Origin of the sequence: Tardiphaga sp. OK246 (assembly GCF_900188215.1) — a bacterium.
GTDB classification, from domain to species: Bacteria; Pseudomonadota; Alphaproteobacteria; order Rhizobiales; family Xanthobacteraceae; genus Tardiphaga; species Tardiphaga robiniae.
Window position 1 is genome coordinate 1 of record NZ_FZOX01000018.1, and the last position, 1,245, is coordinate 1,245.

Sequence of the window (1,245 nt, forward strand, 5' to 3'; positions counted from 1 at the left end):
CCACGTTTCTCTTTCTTCAATTTAACTTGTCAAACAGCCCGACGCAGATGCGTCAATCTCCCCAGGAGGGAGAAATCTCTATCTTCAGATCTTCCAAAGTGAGATCCATCAGGCGGCATCCAGTGGATGCCAGCGCCCCGAAGGGAGCGAACCAGTAGACCCTCCAGAGGAAGGAAGCAACCTCTTTCTTCGCAGTGCGCCGATTATTTCGTCCGAAACAAGCAGCAGACCATTGCACCGATAGAGATCCGCCAGGCTTCCTTGCAAAAACCTGACAGCTCAACCCGACGACAAAACACCCACCGAAACTGTCGGCTGGTGCTTCACACATCGCGTTGAGGTGCTTCTGAGCGTCGAACCGTCCCGGACCCGTGGGCCCCGGCGCCGCCGCGCTCAGTGGCCGGTTTATAGTCTCGCACTCTCGAAGCTGTCAACGCCCAATCGTCAGAAAATCGTCACGCGTTTTTCGTGTGCGTAAAGTTGACGCCGAATCATAGTGCGCTGCGATGATGACAGCAGGATTCCGCATTGATTGCAGGGATATCCGGATCCTGCGATACGCGTTGGCTCGCACGACGATGGCACAAGCTGCTGCGCATCGCGGGCATCGATGCCTCATCTGCTGTTGAGAACTATCAGGCCGACGGCGTAATGATGCTGCAGCGCCGTGGTGAGTACGCAGATGCAGCGGCGCTGGTAAAAGCGATCGGTGCGCAAGATGCCAGCCAGCGGACTGCGCAGCAGCGGCGATGCAGTTGCGCGAAGGAAACAATCCGTTCTTCCAATCGCAGCCTTTTCGGATCTCGGATCGCTTCACTTCCCCCGCCCGGGGCGAACGCGATCCTGAATGAGCTCAATCGGACCGCACTACACGGGTTCGGATTTTGATGATGGATCGCGGCCGAATGATCTCGGTCGATGCGGGTCGCCACCGCGATCGACATTGAGAAAGCCCCGCAGACGCTTGTTGACAATCACGCCGTAGACAAAAAAAATGCTGCAGCTGAATCGCGGCTGAATGATTTTCGCGATCGAGCTCTGCCGCTCCTCAGGATGAGGGACGGCAACGGAAACGGCATCTTGAGGAGCAACGATCGCCGTGATGAGCGCGCATGCTGCTCAAGTTCCCCGAGATCAGTGCAGAATCCAAACAACAAAAAACGCCGCCTCCCGAAGGAAGCGGCGTTTTTTGATTTGATATCGTAGTTGAGGAGTCTTTGTCCTTTGCAGGCCTGGCAGCGACCT

Annotated in this window: 1 protein-coding gene; it reads left to right on the forward strand. The window is 56.4% G+C overall.

Going from position 1 to position 1,245, the window contains the following annotated elements:
- Positions 1–528: 528 nt before the first annotated feature.
- The gene (locus CHC01_RS32155; RefSeq protein ID WP_141137221.1) at positions 529–888 is read left to right on the forward strand and encodes a hypothetical protein; all 360 of its coding nucleotides are present in this window, start codon (positions 529–531) and stop codon (positions 886–888) included.
- Positions 889–1,245 lie beyond the last annotated feature (357 nt).